14 protein-coding genes are annotated in these 23,593 nt (G+C 65.1%); 3 read left to right on the plus strand and 11 right to left on the minus strand.

Translation table 11 applies throughout. The features are described from left to right. Window positions 1-120 precede the first annotated feature (120 nt). From AC1RDJ_RS18725 to AC1RDJ_RS18770, 10 genes are all read right to left on the minus strand, one after another. Window positions 121-1,167, minus strand: coding sequence for a hypothetical protein (locus tag AC1RDJ_RS18725; RefSeq protein ID WP_493028362.1), 1,047 nt, complete (start codon window positions 1,165-1,167; stop codon window positions 121-123). Then, a complete protein-coding gene (mutS, locus tag AC1RDJ_RS18730; protein ID WP_493028363.1) occupies window positions 1,164-3,854 on the minus strand; it encodes a DNA mismatch repair protein MutS in 2,691 nt (896 codons plus the stop codon). Before mutS ends, AC1RDJ_RS18725 begins: the two co-directional genes overlap by 4 nt. 245 nt (window positions 3,855-4,099) lie before the next feature. After that, on the minus strand, window positions 4,100-4,636 hold the full coding sequence (locus AC1RDJ_RS18735; protein ID WP_156894696.1) for a hypothetical protein: 537 nt from the start codon (window positions 4,634-4,636) through the stop codon (window positions 4,100-4,102). 17 nt (window positions 4,637-4,653) lie between these two features. Continuing rightward, a complete protein-coding gene (locus tag AC1RDJ_RS18740; protein WP_493028364.1) occupies window positions 4,654-6,912 on the minus strand; it encodes a protein kinase domain-containing protein in 2,259 nt (752 codons plus the stop codon). A gap of 214 nt (window positions 6,913-7,126) precedes the next feature. Then, window positions 7,127-8,452, minus strand: coding sequence for an aspartate aminotransferase family protein (locus tag AC1RDJ_RS18745; protein WP_493028365.1), 1,326 nt, complete (start codon window positions 8,450-8,452; stop codon window positions 7,127-7,129). Window positions 8,453-8,533: 81 nt separating this feature from the next. Continuing rightward, window positions 8,534-9,430, minus strand: coding sequence for a MurR/RpiR family transcriptional regulator (locus AC1RDJ_RS18750; RefSeq protein ID WP_493028366.1), 897 nt, complete (start codon window positions 9,428-9,430; stop codon window positions 8,534-8,536). Between the two features lie 14 nt (window positions 9,431-9,444). Beyond that, window positions 9,445-9,759: a hypothetical protein gene (locus AC1RDJ_RS18755; RefSeq protein WP_493028367.1), complete on the minus strand. Its 315-nt coding sequence runs from the start codon at window positions 9,757-9,759 to the stop codon at window positions 9,445-9,447. 301 nt (window positions 9,760-10,060) lie between these two features. Further along, complete coding sequence (locus AC1RDJ_RS18760; RefSeq protein WP_493028368.1) at window positions 10,061-12,739, minus strand: TonB-dependent receptor; 2,679 nt, start codon at window positions 12,737-12,739, stop codon at window positions 10,061-10,063. Window positions 12,740-13,111: 372 nt separating this feature from the next. Beyond that, window positions 13,112-15,682 (minus strand): cyanophycin synthetase, encoded by a 2,571-nt coding sequence (gene cphA / locus AC1RDJ_RS18765; protein ID WP_493028369.1) that lies wholly within the window; start codon window positions 15,680-15,682, stop codon window positions 13,112-13,114. A gap of 181 nt (window positions 15,683-15,863) precedes the next feature. Next, window positions 15,864-18,041, minus strand: coding sequence for a cyanophycin synthetase (locus AC1RDJ_RS18770; protein ID WP_493028370.1), 2,178 nt, complete (start codon window positions 18,039-18,041; stop codon window positions 15,864-15,866). Between the two features lie 513 nt (window positions 18,042-18,554). Between AC1RDJ_RS18770 and AC1RDJ_RS18775 the strand changes: the two genes are divergently transcribed. Both AC1RDJ_RS18775 and AC1RDJ_RS18780 read left to right on the plus strand, forming a co-directional pair. Further along, window positions 18,555-20,825 carry a cyanophycin metabolism-associated ABC transporter gene (locus AC1RDJ_RS18775; RefSeq protein WP_493028371.1) on the plus strand — a complete coding sequence of 757 codons (2,271 nt, stop codon included), beginning with the start codon at window positions 18,555-18,557 and terminating at the stop codon, window positions 20,823-20,825. Window positions 20,826-20,827: 2 nt separating this feature from the next. Beyond that, a complete protein-coding gene (locus tag AC1RDJ_RS18780; RefSeq protein ID WP_493028372.1) occupies window positions 20,828-21,298 on the plus strand; it encodes a cyanophycin metabolism-associated DUF1854 family protein in 471 nt (156 codons plus the stop codon). 51 nt (window positions 21,299-21,349) lie between these two features. Here the strand turns inward: AC1RDJ_RS18780 and AC1RDJ_RS18785 are convergent, their stop codons facing one another. Further along, window positions 21,350-22,864: an AMP nucleosidase gene (locus AC1RDJ_RS18785; RefSeq protein WP_232251057.1), complete on the minus strand. Its 1,515-nt coding sequence runs from the start codon at window positions 22,862-22,864 to the stop codon at window positions 21,350-21,352. Window positions 22,865-22,986: 122 nt separating this feature from the next. Between AC1RDJ_RS18785 and AC1RDJ_RS18790 the strand changes: the two genes are divergently transcribed. Beyond that, entirely contained in the window at window positions 22,987-23,586 is a 600-nt protein-coding gene (locus tag AC1RDJ_RS18790; RefSeq protein WP_493028373.1) for a TetR/AcrR family transcriptional regulator, read from the plus strand. Window positions 23,587-23,593 lie beyond the last annotated feature (7 nt).

The following is a 23,593-nucleotide window of genomic DNA, read 5'->3' on the forward strand; positions in this document are numbered from 1 at the left end:
TTGCGCTTCTCGGCCACGCCGCGCAGCTGCTCGCGACGGTTTTGTCAGGCGTCGTGACGTTTGTTGGGCGTGACGCCTGTTGTTGGATAGATGAAGGCTGGCTGCGTGCCGGCCTTTATCTTATCGGCGCAGCGTCGATGCCCTGGCGCGTGCCTGGGCCGATGGCCTGACAGCACGTTGACGCACCTCAAAGAAGGGCGTCTTGCCGGGCCGTACGGCGATGGCGGCCCAGTCGTTGTCGATGCTGACGTGGCCGAGGTTGCCTTTCCAGCTGATTTTCGGCCCGCCGGCCCTGGCGGCGGCCTTCCTGGCCTTGCCTTCCTTGTTGTCCGCTTCGCCTTCCGTCCGTGTATCGACCAGCAAGACCTTGCCGCTGAATTTTTTGGCCAGGGTGCGGATCTGTTTGCGCGGGCTGGCAAAGCCATCCTGCTTCGAACTAAAGCTGGGCAGCAGCGAATTGTCGTCTTCATCGAGCACGCCCACGTCGCCGTCCGAGAACAGGACGATGCCGTCCAGTTGCTTGCGCTGCGCCATGGCGAACAGCCGTTGCAGCCACGAGCGGTTGGCCACCAGGCGGTCCTCGAACTCGCTGTTGCGGCCCGCTTCCGGCAAGAAATGGTTGTTATTCGCCGGCAGGTTCACGGTGGCAAACAGCACGCCGCCGTATTCCCAGTGGGCATTTTCCGCATAGCTGCGGAACTTCGCCGTCGATGACAGCCGCGACAGGGTCAGCTTGCGCTGGCCCAGGCTCTGGTCGTCGGCAAAATACACGTCGCGCAAGCGGTTCAGGCGCTCGATGGCGTTGATGCGGCCGCGCGAATTGCGGCAGTTGGCCCAGTCGCTGGCTGACAGCGAGACGATCAGCGGCGGTCCGCTGGCGTCGAGCAAGTCCTTGCGCTGGCCATACAGCTTGTCGCTGCACGATTCGCTGGCCGCCTTGATGCCCGTCGCCACGACGAAGGAGGCATTGAAGGCGCTCGTGTCGGCGATGGCTTTTTTCAGGGGGCCATCGTCCGGCCCCGCCTTGAAGGAATGACCGAGCACGGCAAATTCGAAGCCGGCCTGGTCGCCCGGGGCGGCAAGCGCCACCTGCCCCTGCAGGCAGGCGGCCAGCAGGCCGGCCGCCAACAGGGGCAGGCGAACGATGCGGCGCCGCAGGATGGTCATGCGGCAGCCAGCCGTTTCAACTGATACAGCTGCTCCAGCGCATCGCGCGGCGTGAGCGCATCCGGATCGAGGTCGGCGATGGCGTCGAGCAAGGCTTGCTGCGCCGCGTTCAGCGCCGCCAGCGGCGCCGCCTCTTCTTCCTCTTCCTGCGCATACGGATCGGCTGACGGCAGGGCGAACAGGTCGCGCTGCGGCGTGGCGTCGAGCGCCTGCGCTTCCAGGCGCGCCAGGTGCTTGCGCGCGGCCTTGATCACGGGTTGCGGCACGCCGGCCAGCTGCGCCACCTGCAAGCCGTAGCTTTGCGAAGCCGGTCCCGCCTGCACGGCGTGCAGGAAGACGATGCTGTCCTTGTGCTCGACGGCGGACAGATGCACGTTGGCGGCGCTCGGATGACTGTCCGGCAGTTGTGTCAGCTCAAAGTAATGCGTGGCAAACAGGGTGAAACTGCGGCTGGTGTCGATCAAATGGCGCGCGATGGCCCACGCCAGGGCCAGGCCGTCGAAGGTCGAGGTGCCGCGGCCCACTTCATCCATCAGCACCAGCGAGTGTTCGGTGGCGCCATTCAGGATGGCGGCCGATTCCGTCATTTCCACCATGAAGGTCGAGCGTCCGCCCGCCAGGTCGTCGGTGGCGCCGATACGCGTGAAGATGCGGTCGATGGGGCCGATGGTGGCGGAAGCGGCCGGCACATAGCTGCCCACGTAGGCCAGCAGCGTGATCAGGGCCACCTGGCGCATGAAGGTCGATTTACCGCCCATGTTCGGACCGGTAATCAGCAGCAAACGGCGCTCGTTGACGAAGCGGCAGTCGTTGGCGATGAAGCGTTCGATCTGCTTTTCCACCACCGGGTGGCGGCCTTCGACGATGTTGATGCACGGTTCGTCGACCAGTTGCGGCGCGGCCCAGTTGTGCTGCTGCGCGTGCTCCGTCAGCGCATTCAGGGTGTCGAGCTGGGCCAGGCCCTGCGCAATCGTCTGCAAAGTCCCGATGTGCGGCGCCAGCTCGGCCAGCAGCAGGTCGTACAGCAGCTTTTCGCGCACCAGGGCCTTGTCCTGCGCCGACAGGGCCTTGTCTTCGAACACTTTCAGTTCGGGCGTGATGTAGCGCTCGGCGTTCTTCAGGGTCTGGCGGCGGCGGTAGTCGTCCGGCACCTTGTCCGTCTGGCCGTGCGTGACTTCAATATAGAAGCCGTGCACCTTGTTGTATTCGACGCGCAGGTTGGCGATGCCCGTGCGCGCGCGTTCGCGCGTTTCCAGGTCGAGCAGGAACTGGCCCGCGTTTTCCGACAGTGCGCGCAGTTCGTCGAGCTCGGCATCAAAGCCGGTGGCGAAGACGCCGCCGTCGCGCACCATGGCCGCCGGTTCCTGCGCCACGGCGCGCACCAGCAAGTCCAGGCAGGCGGCAGGCGTCGCCAGCGCCGCGTGGATGGCGGCCAGCAAGCCGGTTTCGCCGCCCTGGCCAGGGCCATAGCAGCGGACCACGTCGCCGCGCAGGGCCGGCAGTTGCAGCAAGCCGTCGCGCAGGGCTGCCAGGTCGCGCGGACGCGCCGACAGCAGCGCGATGCGCGTGGTGATGCGTTCGATATCGGGCACTTGCGCCAGGGTGGCGGCCAATGGCCCCGCCGCTTCGCTCTGCGCCAGCGCGGCGATCGCTTCATGGCGCGCGCGCGCCACGTTCTGGTCGCGCCGCGCGTGGTGCAGCCAGTGGCGCAGCATGCGCGAACCCATGGCCGTGCGGCAATGGTCGAGCAGGGAAAACAAGGTGGGCGATTCCTGGCCGCGGATGGTTTCCGTCAATTCCAGGTTGCGTCGCGTGGCCGCGTCCAGGCCGATGAATTCGCTTTCCGTTTCCGTCGTCAGCGAGCGCACGTGCTGCAAGCCGCGTCCCTGCGTCGATTGCGCATAGCGCAGCAGGGCGCCGGCCGCGCCAAACGCGGCGCCGAGGCCATCGGCGCCAAAACCCGTGAGTGTCGCCACGCCCAGCTGGTCGAGCAGGGCCTTGTGGCCGCCTACCACGTCGAAATGCCAGTCCGGCACGCGGTTGATATGCGTGCCCGCGTAGTCATCGAACAGGTTGCCATTGTCGCCGCTCAGGATTTCCGCCGGCACGATGCGCTCGAGCTCCTGCTGCAATCGCACGGCCACGGTGGCGCTGTCGCCGGAAAACTCCATCAGTTTCAGGGCGCCGCTGGCCAGCGACAGCCAGGCCAGGCCTGTGGTGACCGTCTTGCGCTGCGTGATGCTGCACATGGCCAGCAGCGGGCGCTCGGCCTTTTCCGGCAGCAAGTCCGCATCCGTCAGGGTACCGGGCGTGACCACGCGCATGACCTTGCGCTCGACGGGACCCTTGCTGGTGGCCGGGTCGCCGATCTGTTCGCAAATGGCCACCGACTCGCCCAGCTTGACCAGCTTGGCCAGGTAGCCGTCGAGCGAGTGAAACGGCACGCCGCACATCTTGATGGGATTGCCGCTGGCCACGCCGCGCGCCGTCAGGGTAATGCCCAGCAGGCGCGAGGCTTTTTCCGCATCCTCGAAAAACAACTCGTAGAAATCCCCCATGCGGTAGAAAACCAGCATCGTCGGGTGGTTTTCCTTGATGCCCAAATATTGTTGCATCATGGGCGTGAGCTTTTCAGCCGTATTTTTCTTTGCCGCGGCGGCGTTGATTTCTTTTGGGACGGTGGTCATGTGTTCTTTGTCGTTGGTCCGGCGGCAGGGAAACGCATGCCTGCCGGGCTGTGGGTGGTGCTGTGCGCGCTCAAGTCCGGGCCCGTGGGCGAGGCTTGAGTCCAAGGCCGTCATTTTACCGCTTTCGGCCGCCGGGGCGACGTATTGCGTGCGGATGTGAAAAAGCCGCGCCGACAGAGGTCGGTGCGGCCTGGAAACTGCAGTTGATCCGGCCGGGGCAAGCTGCCCGCCGGCGAGCGCAGCGATTACATCTCGACGGAGCCGCCCACCGATGCTTCCGGGTCAAAACTGAAGACGCGCAATTCCGGCAAGTCCTGTTCGCCACGAATGATGCGCACGGTCAGTACGAACGAGAGTTCCCAGCGGCCCTTGCTCTGACCGACGTCCAGGTTGTGTTTCCATTCCTGGCGGATGCGGCGCAGGTCGGGCAGGGCAGGGTCTGGCGGCAGCAAGTGGGATTCGAAATCCAGCGGCACCTGATAGGTGGCGCCGACCGCCTGCAGGAAGGGCGAAGGCAGCGAGTAGCGGGTGGGAACATCGGGGCCGATCTGGGTCAGCTGGGGCACGCTGATGAGGCAGCAATCGACGATCTGGAAGCTGGTAAAGCCACTCGCCTTGGTACCGCAGCAATTGACTTCCAGGTAGACGTGCTGGCCTTGCTGGAAGTGCACGCCGCCCATGTACGGGCCGTGGCGCGGGTCGGCGCTGCCGTCGCAGGAAGTAAACGCATAGTCGAGCTGGTTGGTGATTTGGTCTGCATCGAAGTGGACAGATAACTTCATCCAGGGTTTTTCATACGTCATGTTTTCTGATTTCTTTCCATGTCAATAAGGAGCTTTTGGTAGCGAGCATCTCGCCGTAATGTCAACAGATCGGGTGCGGATTCGATCAGGTTGAGGGGGTAGCCGCGCTCTATCGCCTGGCTCAAGGCTGCCAGCGCTTCGTTGCGCCTGCCTATCAGCTCATAGGTCAGCGCTGCCCTGAAATGGATGTCTGGCAGGGTGTGCGCCAGCAGGACGGCTTGCGCCACGTGCTTGAGCGCATCGTCTTGCGAGCCCGCATAGGCAGAGTAGAGCGCCAGTCGCGAATTGATTTTCGGATCGTCCGGAGAGCGCTGCAGAATGACTTTGATCAGGGCGATTGCACGACGGTAGGAGTCGCGCGATAGTTCGACCTGGCCGGGAACCCAGCGCTGAGAGTCGCCCAGGTTGGCCCAGAGCAGGTAATTGCCCGGATTGCCTTTGTTTTCCGAGACGGCATTTTTAAATGCCTGCATGGCTCCCAGATAGTCGCCCCGGTTAAACAAGGCATTGCCCAGGTTGGTATACAGTTCCCAGTCGGGATGCACCTGCAACCCTTGCTGCAGCACTTGCAGGGCTTCCTCACTGCGGTTCAGGCGCTCCAGGGTGGCGCTCAGCTGTGCGTACGCATTGGCCACGTGCGTGTCGAGCTGTATGGCTTGCCGAAACAGTCTTTCAGCTTCCGCGTAGTTGCCCTTGTTGTAATTAATCCTGCCCAGCATCGAAATGAAAGGACGGTCGTGCGGATAGCGCGCGATGGCCCTGTCCAGCAATTCGCGCGCCAGGTCGAACTGTTGTGCATGGGCGAGCAGGCGAGCCTTGCCGTACATGCCCAGCCGATTGTTCGGTTCCAGGTTCAATGCCGCCGTGATTTCCTGCAAGGCTTGCGGCTGCTTGCCCTGGTGTTCGAGGACCCAGGCTTGCGCCACATGGGCCAGCGCCAGTTGATCGTCAGCCGCCAGCGCCTGCTTCGCGGCGATATCCGCGCGTTGCAGCCAGGTTTCATCGCGGCCGCTACCGATATAGCGCAAGGTGTAGGCCAGCGACAGGCCGGCATTCGCAGCGGCATGCTCCGGATTGTGCTTGAGGATGGTGCTGAAATGCCCGATCGCCTGCTTCTGCGCACTTTCCTGGTCAAAGGCGCGCATGGCCTCCATCCCGGCCGCCATGCTGGCCATTTCCGAATACGGCGCGGGCGCTTTCTCTCCCGTGATGAACGACTTGATGGCGGGAATTGCCTTGGGCAGCTGCCACCCCGCCAGCACGGCCAGCAGCGCCACGCCGGCGCCCCACTGCACGGTGCGCTTGCGCGGCACGGGCAGGTGGATGGCGATGGTGGACGGCGCATCCTCCTGTGCCGGTGCGGACTCGGACTCAGGCACGGACGCGGATGCGGATGCGGCCGGCGCAGCCAGTTCGCCGCGCTGCGCGCCGATGGCCTCGCGCACGTCGCGCATGGTGCGTGGGCGTTCGGAAGGGTCGTGCGCCGTCATCGCGCGCACGAGGGCGTCGATGGCGGGCGGCACCGTATCCGGCAGCGCGGGCCACGGCGCCGTCGCCTGCATGTGGGCGGCGGCCAGTGCCAGGCCGTTCAGGTGCGCAAAGTGGCGCTGGCCCGCCAGCATTTCGTACAGCATGGCGCCCAGCGCATACACGTCGCCGCGCGTGTCGGGCAGGCGGCCCATCAGGCGCTCGGGCGCCATGTAGGCGATGGTGCCCTGCAAGTCGCACAGGGTGGTCGTTTGCGTGGCTTGCGGATCGATGTGGCGCGCCAGGCCAAAGTCGAGGATGCGCACCTTGCCATCGGCCTCGAGCATCAGGTTCGACGGTTTCAGGTCGCCATGCACGAGATCCATGGCATGCGCCTCGTCCATCGCGTCGGCGATCTGGTAGGCGATGTCGAGCGCCGCTGCCAGGCTGGCCGTGCCGCCATGCATGAACTGGCCCAGGGTCTGGCCTTCGACCAGCTCCATGATGATGGACTGGCCCGTGCCTTGGCCCTCGATGGCGAAGATGCGCACGAAGGCGGCATGCTTGAGCGAGGCGGCCAGGCGCGCTTCATTGATCAGTTTTTGCGGATGCAGCACATCGGCTTGCGGCTTCAGGCGCTTCAGGGCCACGCTGCGGCACAGCTTGCTATCCCAGGCTTCGAATACATGGCCAAAACCACCTTCGCCCAGCAAGCGGCGCACTTCGTAGTGCTCGCTGATATTGTCGTCTTGCAGCAGGGGCTGACGCAGGGAGTCGAGCAGTTCCATATACCTTGGCGTGAGAATGCGGCGTCGCGGCATTCAGCATCGCTGGGGGTGAATGCGCAACTAGATTGATTTTGAGTAACTTCCTGATTTAAAACGATTGTTTCGGATAAGTCAATTCATATTGACAAGGAATGAACAAAAGACGCCGCTGGCCCTGCCTTGACGGCACTGCCTGCGGCGTCTTGCGCCCCTTTCTGGAAATGCCTTGCCGCCGCTATGGCATCAGGCAGGCATCGATGGCCAGGCCCAGCCTGTCGACGATTTCATCGACATGGCGGGCGTCGATGATGTAGGGCGGCGCCAGCAGGATGTGGTCGCCGTGCAGGCCGTCAATGGTGCCACCCATCGGGTAGCACATCAGCCCCGCCTGCATGGCTTGAGTCTTGATGCGCGCATGCAGGCGCCGGGCCGGCTCGAACGGCCGCTTGCCGGTCCGTTCCTGCACCAGTTCCAGGCCCAGGAACAGGCCGCGGCCGCGGATGTCGCCCACGTGCGGGTGCTCGCCGAAGCGCTGGCGCAGGCGTTCTTGCAGCAGCTGGCCCATGGCGCGCACATTGTCCAGTAAATCGCGGTCCTCGATCTGTTGCTGCACGGCCAGCGCGGCGGCGCAGGCGGTGGCGTGGCCGATGTAGGTGTGGCCGTGCTGGAAGAAACCCGTGCCGGCGCGCAGGGTGTCGCGGATGGCATGCGACACCAGCACGGCGCCGATGGGCTGGTAGCCGGCGCCCAGGCCCTTGGCGACGCAGATCAGGTCGGCCGTCACGCCTTCCTGCTCGCAGGCGAACAGGCTGCCCGTGCGGCCCATGCCGCACATGACTTCATCGAGGATCAGGAGGATGCCGTGGCGCTGGCAAATGTCGCGCATGCGCTGGAAGTAGCCGCGTACTGCGGGCAGGGCGCCGGCCGTGGCGCCGACCACGGGTTCGGCGATGAAGGCCATGACGTTCTCCGCGCCCAGCGCGGCGATATTGTCTTCCAGCTCCCGGCCCAGGCGCGCCACGTAGTCGCCATCGGTCTCCTGCGCTTGCTGGTCGCGGTACGCATAGCACGGCGAGACGTGGGTGACGCCGATCAGCAACGGTTCGAATTGCTGGCGACGCCAGGCGTTGCCGCCCGTGGCCAGCGCGCCCAGCGTGTTGCCGTGATAGCTCTGGCGGCGCGCGATGACGTGGCGCCGTTGCGGCTGCCCCTGTTCGACGAAATACTGGCGCGCCATTTTGAGCGCGCTTTCCACCGCTTCCGAGCCGCCCGAGACAAAGTAGACGCTGTCGATGCCGGCCGGCGCCCTGGCGACGAGGAAATCGGCCAGCTGTTCCATCGGCTCGGTGGTGAAAAACGCGCTGTGCGCATACGCCATGGTTGCAACCTGGTGTTGCACGGCCGCGATCACGGCCGCATCCGAATGGCCGAGGCAGGAGACGGCCGCGCCGCCGCAGGCGTCGAGATAGCGCTTGCCGCCGGCGTCGATCAGGTAGGGGCCGTCGCCGCCCACGGCGAGGGGATAGCTGGCATACAGGCTGCGGTGGAAGACATGGCTCATGGCATCGCTTTCTTATCGGAAAGGGGAGAGGGCGATTATAGGATGTGCCACGCCGCATTGCAACGTTTGATGTTTCTGTCTTTAATTTACATCATTTGGTGTTTTATGCGCTTGCGCATACGCGCCCAGCGCCCGCAGCTGGGCCTCGGCGGCGCCGATGGAGTGCACGGCGTCGTGACCCGCGCGCGCCACCAGCAGCTCGGCCAGGCTTTCCACGGCGGCGATGCCGGCCACGATGGAGGGGAAGAATGAGGGGCTGTCGACGGCGATGACGATGCTGGCGTCGGCCCGCATGGCCAGCGGCGACATGGCGCTGTCGCTGATGGCGACCACCGTGCAGCCGGCCTGGCGCGCCGCCTGCGCCACCAGCAGCGCTTCGCTCGAATACGGCGCGAAGCTGACGACGACCACCGCTTCGCCGGCCTGCAGGGCGCGCAGGTCCATTTCCAGCGTGCCGCCCTGGCCGCTCAGCAACTGCACGCTGGGGCGCAGCAAACGGTACAGGTAATGCAGGGTATAGGCGATGGGATGGGCGGCGCGAAAGCCGGCCACGTGCACGCGCGGCGCCGCCTGCAGCAGGCCGGCGGCCGCATCCAGGGCGGCATGGTTGGCGCTTTCCGTGGCGGCCAGGTTGCGCTGCTGCGCGGCAAATACCTCGGTGACCAGGTCGCCTTCCTTGCCGGCCAGCGCGTTTGCCTTTTCCGCATATCCGCCGGAGCCGGCGCGCAGGCGCTCGACAAAGATGGCTTTCAGTTCTGGCCAGCCGGCAAAGCCCAGCTGCTGCGCCAGGCGCACCAGGGCGGCCGACTGCACCTGGGCGCGCGTGGCGATGCTGCGCATCGACGACACGGCCACCTCGTCGGGGTGGTCGGCCAGGTAGCGCGCGCCCGCCTGGAATTGCGGACTCAGTTCCGCAAAGCGCGCCTTGATCAGGGCCATCAGTGCCGCATAGGGGTCGTGGGGTGTCGCTGCCTGCATCGCCGTGCCTCAAGTCAATAGGGTGCGCCGATGGTACAGGATTCGTCAGCGCGCCGGTAGCGGCAAGCCCTGCGCCGGGCACCCGTGCGGGGGCGCAGGCGGGCGAACAGGTGCGGCCCGGCCGGACGCCGGCGCGGCCCCGTCGTCAGCACGCGCAAGGCGGTGGACAGGGGCACGTCATGGCAATGCAGGAACAGGGCGGCGGCGCCCGTGCCGGCCATTTCCTGCAGGGCCAGCGCATGCTCGACCAGCGCCGCCGTGCGCATGTCGAGCCGTCCGGGTATGTCGGGCTGAAATAATTGTGCATCGACGTGCCGTACATCGCGCATGTTGTCCCCGCCGGGTTCGATAGTCGAACTGACAGCATAAAAGTCCCCGGCGGCATCATCTTGCGCCAAATCAATTCCTATGGCGAAGAGATTCCACAAGGCAAAAAAACGCCAACCGTTGCCGGCTGGCGCTGAAAACCCTCGCAAGGAAGAAGCATGATGACTTTCAACGACGTTTCGACGCCTGACAAAACCATCGCGAGCGGCAGCGAGGTGCGGCCGGGAAGCGCGGCGGCATTTTAAGGCCGCGAGCATCGCCGGGCGCAAAGCGCGCCGCGCAGCCGGTCAGCTCAGGTGTCCGCTAGTAGCTCCAGCGCAAGGACAGGCCTACGACCTTGTCATAGCGGCGCACATCGCGCACATATTCCGGCGAGTCATGGTAGTCGTGGTAGGTCGAGTCGAGCAGGTTGTTGGCGTCCAGGGTCACCGTGGTGTTCGGGTTGATCTTGTACGAGATCGACGCGTCCAGGGTCTTCGTCGGCGCCACGGTCAGATGGATGCCCTTGCCGCGGTAGTTGTAGTCATCGACATACTTGTCGCGCCAGCTGTAGGCCAGGCGCGCCGACCATGGACCCTGCTCGTACAGGCCGACGATGTTGGCCGACCACTTCGACATGCCCGTGAACGGATGCGCGCTGCCGTCGATCTCTTCCAGTTCGCCCGTCATGTAGGTGGCGTTCGCCTGCAGGCCCAGGCCGCTCATCCAGCCCGGCAGCTTGTCGTAGAACTGCTGGTATGCCATCTCCATGCCCTGCAGATGGCCCTTCGACGTGTTGCGCGGACGCGTGATGTCGTATTCGATGCCGCCATACGTTTCCTTGGCCGAACCGGACAGGATGTAGTTCTTGAAGTTGTGGCGGAACACGGTGGCCGTGACGGAGCCCGTCTGCGCGAAATACCATTCCAGCGCCGCATCGAGGTTCTTGCCTTCCACCGGTTTCAGATCCGGGTTGCCGCCGCCGCCGGTCGGGCGCACCATGTCCAGGCTCTGGCTCAGGGTCACGCCCGGATTGAAGTCGGCGAAGTTGGCGCGCTGGATGGCCTTGCCTGCCGTGATGCGGCCGATCAGGTCCTGGCGCAGCATGGCTTTCAGGGTCATGCTGGGCAGGACATCCGTGTCGGAAGTCTGCACGCGCACGGGCGAGATGACGCCGTTTTGCGAGGAATTGCCCTGCAAGTCCTGCTTGGTCTGCACCACGCGCACGCCGAGCGTGCCATCGACGGGTACCTGGCCCAGGTCGAAGCCGATGCGCGCCTTGCCATAGATGGCGCTGGTTTTTTCCACGTCCTGGAAGTGCGTCAGCGGATCGTCCGGGCTGCGTGCGCTGCTGCCCGTGAATAACTGGCGCAGGGCGGCCGTGTTATTGAGCATGAAGTCGCGGCACGGCGTGATCCAGCTTTGCAGGCCGAAATTGCCCGTGTTGTCGTGCGAGGTGCACGCCAGGCCGGGAATGGCGTCGGCAGTCATGATCGACGTCAGGCCGCCCTGCACGTTCTTTTCGCGGATCGATTCGGCCTTGCGCCTGGCCACGCGCACGCCGGCCGAGAATTCGCGGAAGAAGCCGGCGCTCTCCATGTCGTAGGTGACGTCGCCGCGCCAATCGGTGGAACTGCCCTCGTCGTGGCTGTGGTTATCGTAGAAGCCGAGCAGGGTGTAGTTCTTCGGATCGGCCATGTTGTAGCCGGGGTAGCTGATCTGCGCACCGCCGTTCACGTTCGTGCTGCCGATGACGCTGGTCGGATGCGCGAGGAAGTCGAGGATGGGGAATTCGCGCTCGAAGTTGCTCACCGTGCGCGCCAGTTCCGTGGTGGCGCGCAGCTGCGGCGTGATGTCCCAGCGCGCGCCGACGGCGCCCTGCGAACCGATCGAACGGTCGCGCCGCGCCTGCGTCGAGCCGAGCGTGAATGGCGACCATGGGCCGTCGATCTTGCCCACCGTGGCTGCCTGGTTGGTGCCGGGGATCAGCGTGATGTCCGGGTCCTGGCCCCAGGGCAGCGAGCCGACGAAGAACTGGCTGTCGAACGCGTGCTTGATCAGGGTCGACATGCCTTCCGCATACACTTCCACCTGCGAGTTCGGGCGCCACTGGAAGGCCGCATTCGCCGCGTAGCGCTTGCGGTCGCCCACGGTGGGGATCATGCCGACGGAATCGGGGCCCGTGATGTTGCCCGCTTCCGCGCGCTTGACCGGTTCGGCGTTCCAGATCGTCTCGTCATAGTATTTGCTGCGCTGGTAGGACAGGCCGAGCAGGGCGCCGAATTCGCCGTACGGGGTTTTCCAGCGGTTCGAGACCATGCCGCTGACGTTGGGGTCCGTCGAGCCGGACTTGTCGCGGTGCTCGGCGCGCACATTGCCCGATGCCGTGAAGCCCTTGAAGTCGAACGGGCGGTTGGTGCGCACGTCGATGACGCCGGCCGTGCCGCCTTCGACCATGTCGGCGCCCTGCGACTTGTAGACGTCCACGCGCTGCAGCATGGCCGTCGGAATGTCGGCCAGGTACAGGCTGCGGCCCACCGAGGTAAACATCTCGCGGCCATTCAGCAGGGTCACCACGCCGGGCAGGCCGCGGATGATGACGGAACCGGCTTCGCCGCCTTCGCGGCGGATCTGCACGCCCGTCACGCGGCCGAGGATTTCGGCCACGTTCTTGTCGGGGAACTTGCCGATTTCATCGGCGACGATGGAGTCGACCACCTGGTCGTTGTTCTTCTTGATCGTCTGCGCGCTTTGGGCGGCGCGGCGTACGCCCGTGACGGCGACGACGGCGATGCCGGCATTGTCGGCTGCCGCCTGCGCGGGTGCCGCCGCTGCCGCCTCCGCCTCTTCTGTCGCCGGGGGCGCCGCGGCTGGCGCCTGCTGCGCCCAGACGGAAGCACTGCTCAGCAGGCCGGCGCCGGCCAGCGCGGCCACCGTGGCCTTCAGGGTCAAGCGTGTGTTTTGCCGGGGCGTGGGAATGCCCGCTGCTATCAATCTGTCCATCTTGTCTCCACCTGTATTTTAGTTATGTTGAAAACGCTGCGGCAGCCGCCGCCAGAGCTGAAACGTGCTCGAGAATCATGGTAGGGGGAATGACTTTGCCCCACAAATCACTTCTTTTTCGATTCCCATACCAATTCCGGTATCCCTGCCGCATCCGCGCGCCCTGGCGTCAGGTGCCTGGCTTGGTCATGGCGGCGCCTGCCTGCCGCTGCGCGTTGCAAAGCCTCCACAGGCGGGATGAATGAGTTGGTGTCGTGCGCGGGATGCCGCGCTGAGGTGGCGCTGCAGCGGCGCTGCAGACTGGTGGCGACGGATGCGCGGGACGAAAAAAAAGCGGCCCGCAGGCCGCCCTTGTGCGCAACGAAGTCGCGCTTACGCTTCGGCGACGCGCTTGGCGATGTGCGCCAGCGCTTCTTCCACCTGGTCGATCAGGATCAGGCACAGATCGCCGTCGTTCAGGCGCGCCAGGGCCTTGTCGATGGCGACGAACTCGCCGTTGATTTCATCGATATGGCTGGTGCGCGTGGCGCCGTTCAGGCCCTGGCGCAGCAGCGCCACGACTTCGCCGTCGGCGCGGCCGCGCTGGCACTGGTCCTGGTACAGCAGGACGTCGTCGAACGCGGCGCCGAGGATTTCCGTCTGCTGGCGGATGTCTTCGTTGCGGCGGTCGCCGGCGCCGCTGATGACGACAAGGCGGCGCTTGGCCGGCATGCTTTCGACGGCCTGCACCAGCGCCAGGATGGCGTCCGGATTGTGGCCGTAGTCGGCGATCAGCGTGGCTCCACGATAATCGAAGACGTTGAAGCGGCCCGGCGCGTTGTCGGCTTCATTGGCAAAGGTTTTCAGGCCCAGCGCGATGGTTTTCCAGTCCAGGCCCACGGCCCAGGCGGCGGCCAGCGAGGCCATGACGTTGTCGACCTGGAAGCCGATGGCGCCATTGCGCGTGATCGGCACCTGCGACAGGGCGATCTCGTGGCGTTCCTGGCCCTGTGCCGCGACCAGCTTGCCGTCTTCCACGTACACCACGCGGTTGCCTTGCGCGCGGTGCGTGGCCATCACGGGGTGCGTCTTGTCGGCGGCGAAGAAGGTCACCGTGCCGCTGCAGTTCTTGGCCATGCGCGCGACGGCAGGGTCGGTGGCATTCAGCACGGCGACACCGCTGTCGGCCACGTTCTGCACGATCACGCGTTTCAATACCGCCAGGTCTTCCACGGTGGTGATGTAGTTCAGGCCCAGGTGGTCGCCGGCGCCGATGTTGGTCACCACGGCGACCTGGCAGCGGTCGAAGGCCAGGCCTTCGCGCAGCATGCCGCCGCGCGCCGTCTCGAACACGGCCGCGTCCACGTCCGGGTGCAGCAGCACGTTGCGCGCGCTGCGCGGGCCGCTGCAGTCGCCGCTGTCGATCTGGCGGCCTTCGATGTACACGCCGTCCGTATTCGTCATGCCGGTGCGCAGGCCGGACGTCGTCAGCAGGTGGGCGATCAGGCGCACGGTGGTGGTCTTGCCGTTCGTGCCCGTGACGGCGACGACGGGGATGCGGCCATCGTCGCCTTCGGCGAACATGGCGGCGATGATGGCTTCGCCCACGGGGCGCGGCTTGCCGAACGACGGCGCCAGGTGCATGCGCAAGCCCGGTGCGGCATTGACTTCCACGATGCCGCCGTTCTGCTCTTCCAGCGGCTTCAAGACGCTGTCGGAAACCACGTCCACGCCGCAGATATCGAGGCCTACCATGTGCGCGGCCGCGACGGCGCGCGCCGCCACTTCCGGGTGCACGTCGACGGTGACGTCGGTGGCCGAGCCGCCCGTCGACAGGTTGGCGTTATTGCGCAGGATCACGCGCTGGCCCACCGGCGGCACCGAGTCGGCCACATAGCCTTGCTTGGCCAGGCTGGCCAGGGCGATATCGTCGAAGCGGATCTTCGTCAGCGAGGTGGCGTGGCCGCTGCCGCGGCGCGGATCGAGGTTGACCTGGTCGACCAGTTCGCGCACCGTGTGCTGGCCGTCGCCCACCACTTGCGGCGGGTCGCGGCGGGCTGCCGCCACCATCTTGTTGCCAATGACGAGCAAACGGAAATCGTGGCCCGGCAGGTAGCGCTCGACGAGGATGTCGTCGCGGAATTCCTGTGCCGCGATGAAGCCGGCCGTCAGCTGTTCGCGGGTGGTGATGTTGACGGTGACGCCCTTGCCCTGGTTGCCATCCTTGGGTTTCACGACGACGGGCAGGCCGATGTCGCAGGCGGCCGCCCAGGCGTCGTCCGCGTCGACGACGACGCGGCCTTGCGGCACGGGCACGCCGGCCGAATCGAGCAGTTTCTTCGTCAGTTCCTTGTCTTGCGCGATGGCTTCGGCGATGGCGCTGGTGCCGTCCATTTCGGCGGCCTGGATCTTGCGCTGCTTGCTGCCCCAGCCGAACGTCACCAGGCTGCCTTCTGTCAGGCGGCGGAACGGGATGTTGCGGGCCACGGCGGCGTTGACGATGGCGCCAGTCGATGGACCGAGGCGCACGTCTTCATCGAGTTCCTGCAACTGGTGCAGGGCGCCGGCCAGGTCGAACGGCGCGTCCTCCAGCGCGGCGCGGCACAGCTGCTGCGCCAGCTCCAGGGCCAGACGGCCCACGGCTTCTTCCGAGTATTCGACGACGACCTGGAAGATGCCCGTTTCCAGGGTCGGCGTGGTGCGGCTGAAGGTGACGGGGCAGCCGGCTTGCGCCTGCAGGCCCAGCGCCGCCAGTTCCAGCACCTGCGCCATCGGCGCGGCGTTGTAATTGCCCAGCGGTTGCAGCGGGCTCAGTTGCGGAAAGCGCGCGCGCAGGCGGGCTTCGAAGCCGGGCAGCTGGGCGATGTCGAGTTCCTGCGTGGTGCAGGAAACAATGGCTTCCACGGCGGTGTCGTGGCTCCAGAGGTTAGGGCCCCGCAAGGCCCGTACGCGAGATACTTCCATAATTAAACCGTAATCCTGTTGTGTTCTTGTGGGCCCGGCCGAAGCCGGACTTTTACGTCAAATCAAACCGTAGCGAGCGGATGGGATTTGTGGCCGAGAAGCGGAACTGTGCGGATGCACAGTGAGCATCGGCGGCCGCAAATCGCGACGCGCAGTAGGTTTGGTTTGACGTCTCTGGTTTTCAGTTCCCGATGCAGCCGGGGGCCGCGTCGAAGGTGCGCAAGCCGGCGCAAATCAGTTCGACCGGCAGGTTCAGGGACCAGGCGGCGGCGGCCACGGCCAGCACGCTGTCGACGTTGCCGGCGGTGGCCGGTTTCAGCAGGTCCAGGCACAGCAGCACGGTTTCGATCGCGCCTTCGGCCAGCACGATGTGGTTGCCGCGCACGAAAGCGGCGCGCTGGCCAGCCGCCAGTTGCGCCGCGATCGCGGGCAGGCTGCCATCCTGCGCGTACAGCGTCACGGTGCCGTCGCACAGCTCGGCCAGTTCCAGCACTTGCGGGTGCGCCGCGTTGAGCACGGCCACGCCGGTCGGTACGACCACGTCGACCTGGCTGCGCACGACCTTGTACAGGCCGGCTTCGTCCAGCACGTCGAAATCCTTCACGCTATCGAGGCTGCCCATGTCCGTGACGATGCCGATCTGGCACTTGTCATAGGCCAGGCCTTCGGCCAGGATCATGCGCGGATTGCTCTCGAACAGGGCGGTCTGCACTGTGCGGTTGAGCAGCAGGCGCTGACCCGCATCCCAGTTCACGCAATCGCTGCTGACGACGCGGCGCTGGTCCAGGTACATGCCTTCGCTGCAGACGGCGCCCGTGTGCAGGCCCGACAGGTTGAGCAGCTTGCACAGCATGCGCACGATCAGGCTGGCGCCGCGCGTGCCCGTCACGCCGATCAGCGGAATGCGGCCCGTTTCCTCGGCCGCGAACAGGTGGTCGACGATGGCCGCGCCGACAGGGCGCGGCTGGCCCACGCCCGGCTTGATGTGCGCCAGCAGGCCAGGGCTGGCATTGACTTCGATGATGGCGCCGCGCTGCTCTTCCAGCGGACGCGTGATGTCGGTGGTGACCAGGTCGATGCCGGCGATATCGAGGCCGACGACGCGCGCGGCCAGCAGGGCCGCATGCACGACGGATGGATGCACGTCGTCGGTGACGTCGATGGCCACGTTGCCGTTCGGCTGGATCAGCACTTTCTGGCCGGCCTGCGGCACGGACAGGGCGGTCATGCCCTGGCGCTGCAGTTCCAGCACGATTTCGCCCGATTCATGCGGCTTGACGGTGCCCAGCGGGAAGTCTTCGCCCTCGCCGCGGCGCGGATCGATATTGATCTGCGCGTTCACCAGTTCGAGCACGCTGGAGACGCCATCGCCATCGACCCACAGCGATTCGCCCTTGGCGGCGGCGATCAGCTTGTTGCCGACGACGAGCAAACGGTGTTCGTCGCCCGTGATGAAGCTTTCCACCAGCACGGCCGAGCTGTCGCCCTTGCGCGCGGCCAGTTCGTAGGCCGCCTTCACGTCGGCTTCCGTCATCAGGTTCAGCGAGACGCCGCGGCCATGGTTGCCGTCATACGGTTTCACGACGACGGGCACGCCGATATCCTGCGCTTCTTCCCAGGCCGCCTCGGCGCTGCGCACCAGGCTGCCTTCGGGCACGCGCACGCCGCACGATTTGAGCAGGAATTTGGTCAAGTCCTTGTCGCTGGCGATGCCTTCGGCAATCGCGCTGGTGCGGTCCGTTTCGGCCGTCCAGATGCGGCGCTGCGCGGCGCCGTGGCCCAGTTGCACCAGGTTGCCGTCGTTCAGGCGCAGCGAAGGGATGCGGCGCTCGGTGGCGGCATCGACGATGCTGGCCGTGCTCGGACCGAGGCAGCGCGCGTCGACCATGTCGCGCAGCGGCACCAGGGCCGCTTCCAGGTCGAACGCTTCATCGTTGATGGCGGCCATCAGCATGGTGCGCGCGGTAGCCAGGGCGGCGCGGCCGACCTGTTCTTCGCGCGTGCGGAAGGCCATCTTGTAGACGCCGCGCTGGCTGGTCGACCGCGTCTGGCCGAAGCCCGTGCGCATGCCGGCCAGGTTTTGCAGCTCCAGCACCACGTGCTCGAGGATGTGGGCCGACCACGTGCCTTCGCGCAGGCGCTCGAAAAAGCCGCCCCGTTCGCCCACGCCGCAGCGGTGCTCGATCATGCCGGGCAGCCATGCCACCAGCCGTTCGTACAGGCCGGGCAGGGTGTTCGATGGGTAGTCTTCCAGTTCGCCGATGTCGACCCAGGCTTCAATCACCGGGCGGTAAGTCCAGATGTTGGGGCCGCGCAAGTGGGTGACGCGGACAAATTCGATGTTCTTCTTCTTGATCATGTAAGTGGTTTCTTGATAACAAGCCAGGCGTCTGGGCGCCAGATACTTTATGTTGGCTCTACAGAGACTTTTCAGGCTCGTGCTTGGTTCTTTATCCCGGGTATGCGCAGTGTGCCACTTTTAACGGCCTCTTGTCGCGTTTGCTGCTCGTATTCTGCTGGTGTTGTCATTCTAATTGTTACTAATTGTTGCCATACTTGTTATAAAGATACCGACTCTGGTCAAAGCTGGAGCATTTGCGCAACAGCGAGCTGTTGTATACTTGCCCATTACCCGGGTCGCGTTGCAAAAGCGCCGCGCCTGCCCGGCACTTCCTGCGACTGACTAGCGTTTTTTTGATGCGTTTTGCTATCCATTCCTTACCGGCATGCATCCATTCGATACAATACAGGAAATTGCCACTGGTGCATCCACCCCGCCATCGCGCAGTACACAAACATTGATCGGGCGTCTGCCCCATCCCCCAAATCCCGCCCCCGAAGGGCTTGGCCTCGAGCCGGAGTATGCTTTACGATGACAACTGAACTGAGTGTTCCTGCAACAACTATTCCCCTCACAGCGCTGCCGGAACACTGGCTGGCGGAAGTGGAAAGCAACCTTTCTCCAGGGGAGAACGTTTTAAGTAGCGTTGAGGTTGACCTCGATGCGCGATTACGTTTCACAAAAGGCATAATTGTTGTCACCGAGAAGCGTCTGCTGGCCCGTTCCCCCGGGGAAACCGTGTGGAAAAGCTGGTCTTTCCGCCCCGGACTGCGCCTGACGCACCACGACCACGCCGGTGTCGGCCACCTGGAACTGTTCGACGACCATGGCCGCCTGGCGTCCTGGCGTTTCACCCTGGGCCAGAATCTGCATGCGATCCGCGTGCTGGAGCAGTTCGTCGAGCGCCTCGACAGCCACCTGACGGGCCAGCCCGTGCTGGAAGCGGAGCAGGAAGTGTGTCCCAGCTGCAAGGCGCCGCTGGAGCCGGAGCAGGAAGAATGCCCGATCTGCGCCAAGGTGCTGCACACGCCGCCGTCGACGTGGACCCTGTTCCGCCTGTGGCGCTTCGCCCATCCCTACCGTGGCCAGCTGGCGCTGGGCTTCCTGTTGATGCTGCTGAGCACCGCCGCGCACATGATTCCGCCCTACCTGACGGCGCCGCTGATGGACAATGTGCTGATTCCGTATCAAAACGGCAAGCACATCGATCCGTGGCTGGTGGTGTATTACATGAGCGGCTTGCTCGGTTCGGCCCTGCTGGCCTGGCTGCTGGGCTGGGGCAAGACGTATGTGCTGGCGCTGGTGTCCGAGCGCATGGGCGCCGACCTGCGCTCGGCCACGTATGAACACCTGATGAAGCTGTCGCTGGAATTTTTCGGCGGCAAGCGCACGGGCGACCTGATGGCGCGCATCGGCAGCGGCAGCGACCGCATCTGCGTCTTCCTCTCGCTGCACCTGCTCGATTTCGCTTCCGACGTGCTGATGATCATCATGACGGGCGTGATCCTGTGGTCAATGAACCCCTGGCTGGCCATCATGACCCTGGCGCCGCTGCCCTTCATCGCCTGGATGATCCACCTGGTGCGCGACCGCCTGCGCACGGGCTTTGAAAAGATCGACCGCGTGTGGAGCGAAGTGACCAACGTGCTGGCCGATACGATTCCCGGCATCCGCGTGGTGAAGGCGTTTGCGCAGGAAAAACGCGAAGCGGCCCGCTTCCGCGATGCCAACGCGCACAACCTGGCCGTCAACGACAAATTGAACAAGGTCTGGTCGCTGTTCTCGCCGACCGTCTCGTTCCTGACGGAGATGGGTTTATTGGTCATCTGGTGCTTCGGCATCTGGCAGCTGTCGCGCGGCGAAATCACCGTCGGCGTGCTGACCGCCTTCATCGCCTACAGCACGCGCTTCTATGGCCGCCTTGATTCCATGAGCCGCATCGTCTCCGTGACGCAGAAGTCGGCCTCCGCCGCCAAGCGCATCTTCGACATCCTCGACCACGTGTCGAGCGTGCCGGAGCCGGCGCAACCGGTCAAGCTGGAGAAGATCGAAGGCCGCATCGACTTGCGCGAAGTCGGTTTCCGCTATGGCAACCGCGCCGTCAACCGCGGCATCACGCTGAACATCAAGGCCGGCGAGATGATCGGCCTGGTGGGCCACAGCGGCTCCGGCAAGAGCACCCTGGTCAACCTGATCTGCCGCTTCTACGACGTCTCGGAAGGGGCCATTTTGCTCGACGGCGTCGACATCCGCTCGTTCGCCGTCTCCGACTACCGCCGCAATATCGGCCTGGTGCTGCAGGAGCCATTCCTGTTCTTCGGCACCATCGCGGAAAATATCGCCTACGGCAAGCCGCATGCGACGCGCCAGGACATCATCGCCGCCGCGCGCGCCGCGCATGCCCATGAATTCATCCTGCGCCTGCCGCAGGGCTACGATTCGATGGTGGGCGAGCGTGGCCAGGGCCTGTCCGGCGGCGAACGCCAGCGCATCTCGATCGCCCGCGCGCTCTTGATCGACCCGCGCATCCTGATCATGGATGAGGCGACATCGTCGGTGGACTCGGAAACGGAAAAAGAGATCCAGAAGGCGCTGGACAACCTGGTGCAGGGCCGCACGACGATCGCCATCGCGCACAGGCTGTCGACCCTGCACCGCGCCGACCGCCTGGTGGTGCTGGACCGGGGCCAGGTCGTCGAAGTAGGCAGCCACGACGAGCTGATGGCGAAAGAGGGCGCCTATTTCCGCCTCTACGAAGCACAGGCGCGCAACAACGAACTCGCCCTGGATGACAAGGAATAAGCATGGCCAGTACACACTTTACATTACGCCGCGACAGCTTCGGCAAGCTGGTGATGACGGCCGAGGACGGCCAGGAACACGAGGGCGTGGCGCCCGTGCGCGCCTTCCCCATCCAGTCGCCGGACGAGGGTATTTCGCTGGTGCTGGGCAATGGCAAGGAAGTGGCGTGGATCGACCGCCTCGACGCCTTGCCCGAGCCGACGCGCAGCCTGCTGCAGGAGGAGCTGGAGGGGCGCGAATTCATGCCCGAGATCGCGCGCGTGAAAAGCGTTTCCAGCTTCGCCACGCCGTGCACCTGGTACGTCGACACGGACCGCGGCGAGACGCAGTTCGTGCTGAAGGGGGAGGAAGACATCCGCCGCATCGGCGCCGCGTCGCTGCTGATCGCCGACAACCACGGCATCCACTTTCTGATACGCGACATGTTCAATATCGACAAGACGACGCGCAAGATCCTCGACCGCTTCCTGTAAGCGGCTGCGGATGAAAAACGGCGCCTGCATGGGAATGCAGGCGCCGTTTTTTTATTGGAACGCCACCTCGGCGAAGCTGCGCAGCTTGCGGCTGTGCAGCCGGTCCACGCCCTGGCGGCGCAGCAGTTCCACGGCGCGGATGCCGATGCGCAAATGCTGGTCGACGCGTTCGCGGTAGAAGTGGTTGGCCATGCCGGGCAGCTTGATTTCACCGTGCAGCGGTTTGTCGCTGACGCACAGCAGGGTGCCGTAGGGGACGCGGAAGCGGAAACCGTTGGCGGCAATCGTCGCGCTTTCCATGTCCAGCGCGATGGCGCGGCTCTGGCTGAAGCGGCGCTCGGGCGTGCGCTGCGGCAGCAGTTCCCAGTTGCGGTTGTCGGTGCTGGCCACGGTCCCCGTGCGCATGATGTGCTTCAGGTCATGCCCGGTCAGCTGCGTGATCTCGGCCACCGCCGTTTGCAGCGCCTGCTGGATTTCCGCCAGCGGCGGGATCGGCACCCACAGCGGCAAGTCTTCGTCGAGCACGTGGTCTTCGCGCACATAGGCATGCGCCAGCACGTAGTCGCCCAGGCTTTGCGTGGTGCGCAAGCCCGCGCAGTGGCCGAGCATCAGCCAGGCGTGCGGACGCAGCACGGCGATATGGTCGGTGATGGTCTTGGCGTTGGCCGGTCCCACGCCGATATTGACCATGGTGATGCCGCTGCCGTCGGCGCGCAGCAGGTGGTAGGCGGGCATCTGCGGCAGGCGCGGCGGCGCGGCGCCCAGCAGGTCGTCGCTTTCGATGGCCAGGCCCACGCGGCGCGTGATCACGTTGCCCGGTTCGACGAAGGCGATGTAGCCGTCGTCGTCCGATGGCGCGGCATCGTCGGGCGCGCGCTCCATCATGGCGTGGCCCAGGCGGATGAATTCGTCGATGTAGAACTGGTAATTGGTAAACAGGACGAAGTTCTGGAAGTGCTGCGGCGAGGTGCCGCTGTAGTGGCGCAGGCGCTGCAGCGAATAATCGACGCGCGGACCCGTAAACAGCGACAGCGGCTGCGCTTCGCCGTGCGCCGGCTCGTGCGTGCCGTTGGCGATGCCGTCGTCCATGGCCGACAGGTCGGGCAGGTCGAACAGGTCGCGCATGGCCACGCGGCGGCCCGCATCCATGTTGCCTTCGATATGGTCATGTTCGGCGAACGAGAAATGCACGGGTATCGGCTGCGCGCTGACGCCCACTTCCAGGTGCACTTTCTGGCCGCGGTTATGGTTTTTCAGCAGCAGGGTAAACTGGTCCAGGTAGTAGTCGCCGAACAGGTCGGGGCGCGTCAGGGTGGTTTCAAACACGCCGGGGCCGGCGACGAAACCGTAGGCCAGCGGCGAGTCGGCGCGCGCCACCGTTTCCGTCTGGATGCGCACGAACGGGTAGCAGGCGCGCACGCGCTCGTGCATGTCCTCGCCGGCGACGAAGCGTTGCAGCGCATCGCGCAAGTGTTCGATGCTGCTGCGGTAAATGGCTTGCACCTGCGCCAGCGCCTGGCGTGGATCGTCGAAGCGGGCGGAGGCAATGAAGGGGGGCGTAAGCAAGCGAGTTCTCCTGTGAGGTTCGTGCATACCATTGTAAGGCAGCAAGGCAACTCTTGTTTGCCCCGTTTTTCGCCGGACGGCAGCGCTTGACGAATTCAAATAGAATCTGTATTCTATTTGGTATGGTCAGACTAGCCAAATTCAACGAAAACAATTTCATCGACAGCGCGATCGCCGTCGCCGCCCAGTGCGGCGTGGGCGCCGTGTCGATGGCCGCCATCGCCGTCAAGGCCGGCGCGCCCATCGGTTCCGTGTATCACCGCTTCGATTCGCGCAATGCCATCCTGGCGCGCGCCTGGCTGCGCGTGAAAAGCGACTTCCGCGAGGAGGTGGCCAGCCGCTGGCTCGGCGGCGACACCTGGGCCGGCGTGCACGGCTTGCTCGACTGGTGCCGGCGCAAGCCCGTGTATGCGCGCTTCCTGCTGCAATGCGCGGACAGCCCCGATTTCAACGGCGGCCTCAGCGAGGAGCTGGCGGCCGCCCTGGAAGAGGAACAGGCGGCGCTCGACGCCTGCTTTGCGCGCTGCGCCGAAGCCATGCCCGGCAGCACCGAGCTGGATCTCGATCACATGCTGCTCAAATTCGTGCTGATCGACGCTCCCGTGGCCGTCGTCAAGCCCTACCTGACCCAGGAGCGGGCGATACCGGCCAGCGTCGACGCCATGCTGCGCGCCTCGCACGATGCCGTGCGCGGCTGGGCATTACACACCACCACACACTGAAAAAGAA

It is taken from the genome of Janthinobacterium sp. GW822-FHT07H10, assembly GCF_058798675.1.

Coding starts and splice junctions, on each gene's coding strand:
- AC1RDJ_RS18725 (WP_493028362.1), bottom strand. CDS start 1,167: ATGACCATCCTGCGGCGCCGCATCGTTCGCCTGCCCCTGTTGGCGGCC.
- mutS (WP_493028363.1), bottom strand. CDS start 3,854: ATGACCACCGTCCCAAAAGAAATCAACGCCGCCGCGGCAAAGAAAAAT.
- AC1RDJ_RS18735 (WP_156894696.1), bottom strand. CDS start 4,636: ATGAAGTTATCTGTCCACTTCGATGCAGACCAAATCACCAACCAGCTC.
- AC1RDJ_RS18740 (WP_493028364.1), bottom strand. CDS start 6,912: ATGGAACTGCTCGACTCCCTGCGTCAGCCCCTGCTGCAAGACGACAAT.
- AC1RDJ_RS18745 (WP_493028365.1), bottom strand. CDS start 8,452: ATGAGCCATGTCTTCCACCGCAGCCTGTATGCCAGCTATCCCCTCGCC.
- AC1RDJ_RS18750 (WP_493028366.1), bottom strand. CDS start 9,430: ATGCAGGCAGCGACACCCCACGACCCCTATGCGGCACTGATGGCCCTG.
- AC1RDJ_RS18755 (WP_493028367.1), bottom strand. CDS start 9,759: ATGCGCGATGTACGGCACGTCGATGCACAATTATTTCAGCCCGACATA.
- AC1RDJ_RS18760 (WP_493028368.1), bottom strand. CDS start 12,739: ATGGACAGATTGATAGCAGCGGGCATTCCCACGCCCCGGCAAAACACA.
- cphA (WP_493028369.1), bottom strand. CDS start 15,682: ATGGAAGTATCTCGCGTACGGGCCTTGCGGGGCCCTAACCTCTGGAGC.
- AC1RDJ_RS18770 (WP_493028370.1), bottom strand. CDS start 18,041: ATGATCAAGAAGAAGAACATCGAATTTGTCCGCGTCACCCACTTGCGC.
- AC1RDJ_RS18775 (WP_493028371.1), top strand. CDS start 18,555: ATGACAACTGAACTGAGTGTTCCTGCAACAACTATTCCCCTCACAGCG.
- AC1RDJ_RS18780 (WP_493028372.1), top strand. CDS start 20,828: ATGGCCAGTACACACTTTACATTACGCCGCGACAGCTTCGGCAAGCTG.
- AC1RDJ_RS18790 (WP_493028373.1), top strand. CDS start 22,987: ATGGTCAGACTAGCCAAATTCAACGAAAACAATTTCATCGACAGCGCG.